This window comes from Mesorhizobium sp. M1E.F.Ca.ET.041.01.1.1, from assembly GCF_003997355.1.
Classification (GTDB): Bacteria; Pseudomonadota; Alphaproteobacteria; order Rhizobiales; family Rhizobiaceae; genus Mesorhizobium.
In genome coordinates this window covers 61928-69575 of sequence record NZ_RZSL01000002.1, presented here as the reverse complement: position 1 = coordinate 69575, position 7648 = coordinate 61928, and the positions used below count along the sequence as shown (strand labels likewise).

Annotated in this window: 10 protein-coding genes and 2 pseudogenes; 4 read left to right on the top strand and 8 right to left on the bottom strand. The window is 59.6% G+C overall.

The window, feature by feature from the left end; genetic code table 11:
- A pseudogene (locus EOA38_RS00755) lies at positions 1-201 on the top strand (L-idonate 5-dehydrogenase); the annotation flags it as partial.
- 135 nt (positions 202-336) lie between these two features.
- On the opposite strand, the pseudogene EOA38_RS00750 reads toward EOA38_RS00755, so the two are convergent.
- The 4 genes and pseudogenes from EOA38_RS00750 to EOA38_RS40910 all read right to left on the bottom strand — a co-directional run.
- Positions 337-595 (bottom strand): annotated as a pseudogene (locus tag EOA38_RS00750) (NmrA/HSCARG family protein); the annotation flags it as partial.
- A 256-nt stretch (positions 596-851) separates the two neighbouring features.
- Complete coding sequence (locus tag EOA38_RS39685) at positions 852-1073, bottom strand: hypothetical protein (protein WP_126090143.1); 222 nt, start codon at positions 1071-1073, stop codon at positions 852-854.
- A gap of 215 nt (positions 1074-1288) precedes the next feature.
- A complete protein-coding gene (xth, locus tag EOA38_RS00735; protein WP_126090142.1) occupies positions 1289-2077 on the bottom strand; it encodes an exodeoxyribonuclease III in 789 nt (262 codons plus the stop codon).
- 64 nt (positions 2078-2141) lie between these two features.
- Positions 2142-2264: a hypothetical protein gene (locus EOA38_RS40910; protein WP_281059638.1), complete on the bottom strand. Its 123-nt coding sequence runs from the start codon at positions 2262-2264 to the stop codon at positions 2142-2144.
- Between the two features lie 250 nt (positions 2265-2514).
- Here EOA38_RS40910 and EOA38_RS00725 point away from each other — a divergent pair, with 250 nt between their 5' ends.
- Both EOA38_RS00725 and EOA38_RS00720 read left to right on the top strand, forming a co-directional pair.
- Positions 2515-3396, top strand: coding sequence for a hypothetical protein (locus tag EOA38_RS00725; protein WP_126090140.1), 882 nt, complete (start codon positions 2515-2517; stop codon positions 3394-3396).
- Positions 3397-3752: 356 nt separating this feature from the next.
- Positions 3753-3935, top strand: coding sequence for a hypothetical protein (locus tag EOA38_RS00720; protein WP_126090139.1), 183 nt, complete (start codon positions 3753-3755; stop codon positions 3933-3935).
- 834 nt (positions 3936-4769) lie between these two features.
- Here the strand turns inward: EOA38_RS00720 and EOA38_RS00715 are convergent.
- From EOA38_RS00715 to EOA38_RS00695, 4 genes are all read right to left on the bottom strand, one after another.
- The gene (locus tag EOA38_RS00715; RefSeq protein ID WP_126090138.1) at positions 4770-5291 is read right to left on the bottom strand and encodes a ferritin-like domain-containing protein; all 522 of its coding nucleotides are present in this window, start codon (positions 5289-5291) and stop codon (positions 4770-4772) included.
- 93 nt (positions 5292-5384) lie between these two features.
- Positions 5385-5471, bottom strand: coding sequence for a KGG domain-containing protein (locus EOA38_RS00710; RefSeq protein ID WP_126095632.1), 87 nt, complete (start codon positions 5469-5471; stop codon positions 5385-5387).
- A 309-nt stretch (positions 5472-5780) separates the two neighbouring features.
- Positions 5781-6320 carry a hypothetical protein gene (locus EOA38_RS40060; protein WP_245480722.1) on the bottom strand — a complete coding sequence of 180 codons (540 nt, stop codon included), beginning with the start codon at positions 6318-6320 and terminating at the stop codon, positions 5781-5783.
- 207 nt (positions 6321-6527) lie between these two features.
- Positions 6528-6752, bottom strand: a complete 225-nt coding sequence (locus EOA38_RS00695) for a hypothetical protein (RefSeq protein WP_126090137.1) — start codon at positions 6750-6752, stop codon at positions 6528-6530.
- Between the two features lie 164 nt (positions 6753-6916).
- Here EOA38_RS00695 and EOA38_RS00690 point away from each other — a divergent pair, with 164 nt between their 5' ends.
- Positions 6917-7636, top strand: a complete 720-nt coding sequence (locus EOA38_RS00690; protein WP_126090136.1) for a Crp/Fnr family transcriptional regulator — start codon at positions 6917-6919, stop codon at positions 7634-7636.
- Positions 7637-7648: the final 12 nt, after the last annotated feature.

Below are 7648 nucleotides of genomic sequence, written 5' to 3'. Positions count from 1 at the left end.
GTCATGGCGAAGGAGCTCGATCTGAGGGGCACGTTCCGGTTCGGCGAGGAATTCCGCACGGCCGTCGATCTCATCGTCGCCGGCAAGGCCGACGTCGAGCGTCTCATCACCGCCAGGCGGCCGCTCGCGGCGGCGCCTGAAGCCTTCCGGCTTGCTCTCGATCGAAGCCGGAGCGTCAAGGTCGTGCTTACTGCCGACTGAAAGCCGCGAGAAGCTGCCACTCGGCGCAAGAGGCCGGCCGCTCGACCGCGACGTTGCAGGACAAAACGCTTCCTCGCATCCGCGCTGATGAAGAGCGGCCGAGGCACGCGAGCCTCGCAGATGCGCGTCGTGGCCTCAAGCGGCAGAAGACGTCCGTTCGAGCACGCTCCAGTCAGCACGCGCCCAGCGGACCTCCGGAAAATTCCTGTGCAATACGGCGATATCGACAGCCGGTCTTGCCAAACCATTCGAACATGAGCGCCGTATCCTCGGTTTGCTGGCGTGCCCCTTCTATCGGGATTTCTTGATAGGTGACCGGGCGGCCGATGGCTTGCGACAGGAATTTCGCCTGCTCTTCGCCGGACAGATCGTCCCTAGCGAAATCGAAACGCTCGGGCGGACCCTGGACCACTCGAAGGTTCCGAAGCCTGAGAAGGCGGAAGTGCTGGCAGCCTTCGCCGCACACAAGGGCGAGGTTACCGCCGGCTATGCAAAAAAGGGCTGACATGCGGCCGGCTAAGTGGAGGTGGACGACGGGCTTTCAATCGCAGAACTTAAAACTATTAGTGCCAGTCGCTGAAGACAGCGCATGATAGATTTCTGCCCCGCCACCGGGGTAAGGCCCGGCCTGTTATGCTCTAGTCCTCCGACTAACCCGACAGGCCGGGCACCGAGGGCTGTTGCTGATGTTTGTGGAGGACAGCCGGTCGCAACTGCTTGTGAGAGCGCTTTTGGCCCTGTGTGTCGGAGCCTCTTATGATCTCCATGGCCTCATCCGGCGTGAGGCCACATTTACGCGCATAGTAGTATGCTTCGGCCGTAAGTTCGTCCCCTTCGGCCTTTTCGATCGCATTCTTCTTCTTTTTGCCCATCGCGTTTTTTATAACCGATTTGTGATCAAAAGGTTGCTCCGACGTCAGTGCGGATCGAGCAGGGCGACATCGTCTATTGCTCGGTCATAAATCGCCGCTCTAGGGACCGGCCGATCGAATTCTCTTGTGGACCGGCGTGTGTCGTTGGATGAGAGGCGGTGCCTACGCCTTTGCAGCGGCGGATCACGGCAGCCTGCGGCTTTCGACCAAGAGCTCTATTCGCTCTTCCCGGGCCAAATCAATTCGATCCATGCCGGCGCGTGATCGCTTGGCTTTTCCCAACCGCGTACCGCAACATCGACGCCGGCGCCGCGCAGCCTGTTTGAAAGGGCGGGACTGACTAGAAGATGATCCATCCGCAGACCGGAGCTCCGGTCGTAACCGCCCCGGTAGGAAAAGTTCCAGTAGGTGTAGACGCCCTTCTCGGGGTGGATGTGCCGAACCGCATCCGTCCACCCCATCTCCAGAATGTCGGCGTAGGCCTGACGGCTCTGCGGGAAATATACCGCATCGCCCAGCCAGCGTGCCGGCACCGCAGCATCGATTGGCGTTGGCACCACGTTGTAGTCGCCGCAGAGGACCGTCTCTTCCTTGAGCAGTATCTGGGCATAGCTGATCAATCGCTGAAACCAGCTGAGCTTGTAGTCGAATCTCGGGCCGGGCGCCGGATTGCCGTTGGGCAGGTAGACGCAGCCGATCACCAGTCCGTGGACCTCGGCCTCGATGTAGCGACTGTGCGTATCGTCTGGGTCGCCGGGCAGACCGCGCCTGCGCTCCAGCGGCTTTTTCCCTCGCGCTAGAATTGCTACCCCGTTGTAAGACTTCTGGCCGTGCCAGATGGCGCCGTAACCCGCCTCCTTGATCGCATCGGCCGGAAATTTGTCATCGGATGTCTTGAGCTCCTGAAGGCAGACAATGTCGTACCGGGTTTCGCCGAGCCATCTGAGGAGAACCGGCAATCGTCCGTTGACGCCGTTTACGTTGAAGGTCGCGATTGTGGTCATGCGGTCACATCATCTTAGTCGATGATTTTTCCGAGCTGTCCCTGGGGATACTTGGCTTTGCTGCCTAGCTGTTCTCCTTGTACGTTTTGGCGGCCTCCTCAATCTTGCGCCAATCGGTTCCGTAGCGCCGCACAAGCTCCCGCGCCTGCGCCGGCGATATGTTTTGCGTTTCCACGATATGGTTCACTTCCGCCTCCTCGCCCTTCAGCGGACGCGAACGAGGCTTCTTGGGCCGGCCTGTCCCCGGTTCCTTCGCGGCTCGTCTGGGCATGAATCGATCCTCTCTGGATCCGGATTAACCGTCGAGCGCATGGAAAGTTTCCCCATGCTTCGCTCGTTGCGTGGTTTCGTCTGTCTGTATTCCTTGCCGCTGTGTGGTTTGAACCCAAACGGCTTGCACAGCGTTCTTTGTTAGCAGTGCTGCCAATAGCAAACCCATGGAAAAATCCGACGCCCTTGCCGCACCGCAGACAGCCGATGGTGCCGAAGCGCGCTTCCCGTATGATCGAACAACGGTTGAGCGGTTTCGGCGAGCATTCCCGCGCGCCAGGTGGAGCGACGAGCGCGGGGGTTGGTTCGTCCCGGGAAAGACGGCAGCGCGGCGGGTCGAGCGCTGGCTGGCGCATGAGGCGGCTTCGCGCGCGGCCCATGACGACAGCAAGGGAAGAGATGCCTTCGCCTTCGATCCACTGTCGAGCCGGTATCTGCAAGTCGCGGACGACTTGCTCATCCGCACACCTTATTCCAGGACCGTTCTCGAGGAGCTACGAGCTGTTCCATGGGCGAGTTGGGACGACGAACTGCGAGCCTGGAGGGTGCCTTTCCGCTCCTATGAGGAACTGCAGCGCCGTTGGCCAAGCATCGAAAGAGCCGCCCAACATGCCGAGCCTGAGGAGAGGAAACGGCGATGGGAAGCTAACAAACATTCGGGTGAATACAAGGCCGCTAAACTGCGTCATGCCGAGCGCAGGCGCCGTCGCTTTCCGCTTCCAGCCGAAGACCTGCCTCCGTTCGGCCGTGCCGTGGCGACGCAGCAATACGGCATCGTCGTCTTCACCGGGATTTCAGGTAAGCTCGCGGACGCCCCGGAATTGTCAGCGTTCTACCCCCAAATGACGGACGCGGCCGTCGACCATGTATGGGCTAGATGGCGACCACCGACCTTGACTGAACTGATCAAGACATGGCCAGCCCGGCGCCCTGCCGGATCGACCGAACGATCGAGAGGGTGGTGGCAGCCGACGCTTGACGAACTCAGGATCGCACGCCGAACGGCGAGAAGCTTGGAGCGAAGAAGGCAAAGGATTGCGTCGTTCTAGCCATTGGCTGGGAATCCACGCCGAACGGCGAAGCATGTCGTACGGGAATCCGGGATCCGTCGTGCGGACCCAGGCTTCGCATCCTGTGAAGTAGATCAGCTCGAGCGCGGCGCTCGGTTCCGTCTCCTGGTTGCAGGACTCTATGTAGGCAAGGCGCTCGATGAGCTAGGCGCCGCCCCGCAGTCCGGAATGGGATAGTTTGGCCGCTGAGATCATCACCGTCTTCGCGAAAGGTACTGGCACAATCGAGGAAATCAAGAAGGCGTTGATCAAGGGAACCCACATCGTAAATCGCTTTCCTCGATGTGCGGAACCAATTCGCTCGACCGAAGTTCTCGACCATTGGGGAAAATCCTATGGCAGAGAGCAAGCAAGAGCGCGGCGAACGCGTACAGGCTGAGAAGCAATTTCGTGTGCGGTTCCTGGTGCGCGAAACTGGCATCACTGAGGCGCAAGCGCGCGACCTTGTTGAGATGATTGGCATTGATGCGAACTCGCTCCTTCGCGAGGCGCGCCTTCTGGCGAGCAAGCAGAGCTAGTCCTCTGCATAGAGGATTTGACGGTTTCGACAGGGTTTAGGGTTGGCAGGCAGGCTATCGTCATTGCTAGTCGGCAACGAAGACTTGCAGATCCTGGACGACAGTGTTTCTCTGTAGAACGGGAGTCTCAATGCACTCGGCTGGGGGGAAGCCTGCGCAGTTCACAAAAGGGACTTTATGACGACAAAGCGGTTGAAAAAAACCCGCCGGCAGCTGCCGACGGGCGAGTGATAAAGCTGAAGGTACCTGGGTTGCGCTCGCCGGAGGACAACGTGCACAAGCAGGCACAGATGTAAGTGCGTAGCACGGGCATCTGTTCCCGCCCTCGCACGCCAGTCCCATGCAATGTGAGACTATTGTCGAGGTGCCAAACTCCTAGGTCTCGCGGACGAAACATATAACAGGCTATCGCATTGGATGCGGGACCGGCGAGCAATGAGTCCCTTCATCGTCGGTTGAGTGATGCCCGCCATATCCTGCGATGTGACGGGCATCCACCAAAGAACAGGGCCGGGTCGGACGAGCGACACTGTCGATATTCCGCGAGTTTTTGTGTGAGCATCCGGTATGAAAATGCCGAGCTGACATTGGAACCAAATTTGCTTTTTGGGCCCGACTGCACAGGTTACGGCGCTTAGCCTCTAAGAGATGCTTCAACCCCGAGCCGGGCTTTCTCACTCTTGGCGAAGGACTTTGCGTCCCCTGGACTGGCGGAATAGCCGCTAAGCGCTTTTCGCGCGAGGTCGATGAGAGTCGCGGCCCCGGCTGAAACGAACCGAGGCCGCCGCATAGCAGGCATGCCTTTGGAGTGCGAAGCGAGCCTGTGCAGACGCCTTATGCGGCTGCCTGCAAGGCGCGCTCGTTCGCACCACTTTCGCCGAGCTTGGTAAGCGCCTCGTCGGTAGCGGACTCTTCCTCGAGGGTCTCGCGCAGCAGCGGCAGGGCATCCTTCAGGCCCAACTGCTCCGCCCAGGCGATCAGCGTTCCATAGCGCGCGATCTCATAATGCTCGACCGACTGGGCGGCCGCCACAAGGCCCGCATCGAGTGCCGGCTGGTCTTCATATTCCTCGAGGATCTCCGAACCCTCTTCGAGAATGCCGTCGATCGCCGGACAAGTCTTACCCCTGGCGGCCTTGCCGAGCAACTCGAATACCTGTTCGAGTCGATCGACCTGGCCCTCGGTTTCCATACGATGCTTCTCGAAAGCAGCGCTCACTTCTTCGGATTGCGCCGCCTTAGCCAGTTTCGGCAATGTCTTCAGTATCTTTTTCTCTGCGTAGTAAATGTCCTTCAGGCCGTCGACGAAAAGGCTTTCGAGGCCGTTTGCCGCGCCGGTCGACTTTGTCCTTGGCATCGCTTTTCTCCGTTGCTCGGTTTGATTTCCAAATTGGGTGGTCCTTGAGGCAAGAAAAACGGCGCCTGCAATCGTAGACGCCGCTTCGAAGGTTTAAGACTGGCCGCTTTCGCGGCCGGCTTCCGAGGCACGCTCGCGGTCTTCGGCGAAGTTGCCGCGGTCACCTCTGTGCCAGCCCATGTTGCGGTCCTCGGCTTGTTGCTGCCCGCAGCCGCGACGCTGATCCGGCTCGCGGTTTTTGTGGCTCTATTGGCCGGCCTTGACGTGCTGTCCGTGGCTTCCGCCTTGTCTGGGCATACCATTGCTCCACCTTCAGTTTGTGAATTGGTCCTAAGGGTGGACATAAGGAGGTTCGGCTCGCGGGATCGGGTCCTTGGAATTCGGCCTCCTCGAGTAATAATAATCACCGCGCGCAACTGATGTTCCTGGCGAAATAATTCGTGAACTCAGTGCCGCGCATCCAACCGCCAGGACTGGTATCCAGGTGCCCTAGTCCTTGACATCGGCATCAGACTGGCGACCCGATTTTGGCCCTTTAGCGTCCTTCGAGCTTTCGGAGATCGCCGGACCGGCCCCGGACGTTTTCTCGATGGCGGGTCTGGGCGCCGTCCGGCCGGGCGGGTTCTGTCCTTCGGTTTGACGTGTCTTGTCCTCTGTTTCGCCGGTAGCCCGCGTCAAACCGCCCGCCGGGCGTTCATTGGCGGCCGCATCCTGCGAGAAATCGTCGGTCGGATCGGGACCTGTTCTTGCCGGATATTTCCGCGCGCCAGTTTCGTATTCGGTTTTTCCTCGTGCCATGATGTTTCCCCGTGCTTCTCCGGATGAAAACCGCGTTCGAAGGGCTAGGTTCCCCGCCGGCTGGTCGAGGCGATTGTCCCGTAGCGATGCCCTGGAACTGCGCTTGCGCATGCGTGCCGATTGCGTGATGGTGTGCATCATGACCGCCAGTTTCTGGACCACAAATTGGAGTGCCTTTTGTGGCATCATCTGCCTGCAGATTCCGGCCGATGCGCAGCCTGCAACTCCCATCAGCTGCACCTAATGCGGCAAATATCTTGGCACATGGGATGAGCTTCAGACTGACTTCGAAAGCCAAGGGCGGGGCCGATGGAGTGTTTCGTCTGGACAAGGGAGGTATCCAGAAGCTCGGTAGCCGATAGGAGGCTCAGGAGCTATCGGCGTATCAGCTAGCCTTCCCAGCCGCGAGGATCGTTCGCCCGGCTGCCATGGCGTTGGTCATGTCCATGCAGGGTCGAGGGTGAGGGACGCCTCGAAGGTCTGCTCGCTTTTCTCATTCCAGATCCTGACGGTGATCTTCAGTTGATTGCCAACCGTCATCTCGTCGCCGGCCACATCGTGCAATATCCGCAGTGCTTCCCCGCCTGCGCGTTCGCGGGACGAAAAGAGCTGTCCCTCGCGGTCCAACTGAGTATGATCGGTATTGTGCAGGTCACATTCCATCGGCAAGCACCCCCGGCGCCTCGACTTTCAATTCCTGTCCGCCGCCATGGTTCCATGCGGCTAATGTCAAGGAGGTTCGGCTGAAGCGGCGTCACCATAAAGGTAGCCGCGAATGATCCCGAAAGTTGGAGATGCAGTTTAATTCGGCGGATGGGAAGCTACGGATGCTCGAGGCACTGTACCTGAACCTTGGTCAGCACGACCTGCTCTCCGACGCCGAGAAGACGCGGTTGGCCAGCGCGATGTCGACCGAGAAATACTTCGTCACGGGTGAGGACATTGTACCGATCGGTTCGAGACCGATTTTCAGCACGTTGATCGTCGACGGCTTCGCTGCGCGCTATAAGGTGCTGGAAAATGGCGGGCGTCAGTTCACCGCTTTGCATGTGGCCGGCGATTTCGTCGATCTGCATGCCTTTCTCCTAAAGACGATGGACCATGGCATCGTCGCGCTCTCGCCCTGCCACGTCGTCGCGATTGAGCACAACAAGCTGCGCGCGATAACCGAGCAGGCGCCGCATCTCACCAGGCTCTTGTGGCTGAACACGCTTGTCGACGGCGCCATCCACCGCGAATGGATCGTGGCCATGGGGCGCCGCTCCAAGACGTCGCATCTGGCGCATCTCATCTGCGAGCTGTTCGTAAGGCTTCAAGTCGTGAAGAAGACGCGCGACATGAGCTTCCATCTGCCGCTGTCGCAGGCCGAGCTCGCCGATGTACTCGGCCTTTCAGTCGTCCACATGAACAGGGTCATCGGCACGCTGCGGCGCATGAACGTGATCAATTGGACAAGCCATCTCATCACGATCCTGGATTGGGCGAGGCTTGTAGAGATCGCGGAGTTCGACCCGACCTATCTCAGCATGAACCGCGAGCCCAGATGAGCCAGCTGACGG

Excerpts from the sequence above, each read along its gene's own strand:
- EOA38_RS00720 (WP_126090139.1), top strand. The coding sequence starts at position 3,753 with ATGGCAGAGAGCAAGCAAGAGCGCGGCGAACGCGTACAGGCTGAGAAG.
- EOA38_RS39685 (WP_126090143.1), bottom strand. The coding sequence starts at position 1,073 with ATGGGCAAAAAGAAGAAGAATGCGATCGAAAAGGCCGAAGGGGACGAA.
- EOA38_RS00725 (WP_126090140.1), top strand. The coding sequence starts at position 2,515 with ATGGAAAAATCCGACGCCCTTGCCGCACCGCAGACAGCCGATGGTGCC.
- EOA38_RS00710 (WP_126095632.1), bottom strand. The coding sequence starts at position 5,471 with ATGGGCTGGCACAGAGGTGACCGCGGCAACTTCGCCGAAGACCGCGAG.
- EOA38_RS00715 (WP_126090138.1), bottom strand. The coding sequence starts at position 5,291 with ATGCCAAGGACAAAGTCGACCGGCGCGGCAAACGGCCTCGAAAGCCTT.
- EOA38_RS00695 (WP_126090137.1), bottom strand. The coding sequence starts at position 6,752 with ATGGAATGTGACCTGCACAATACCGATCATACTCAGTTGGACCGCGAG.
- EOA38_RS40060 (WP_245480722.1), bottom strand. The coding sequence starts at position 6,320 with ATGGGAGTTGCAGGCTGCGCATCGGCCGGAATCTGCAGGCAGATGATG.
- EOA38_RS00690 (WP_126090136.1), top strand. The coding sequence starts at position 6,917 with ATGCTCGAGGCACTGTACCTGAACCTTGGTCAGCACGACCTGCTCTCC.
- xth (WP_126090142.1), bottom strand. The coding sequence starts at position 2,077 with ATGACCACAATCGCGACCTTCAACGTAAACGGCGTCAACGGACGATTG.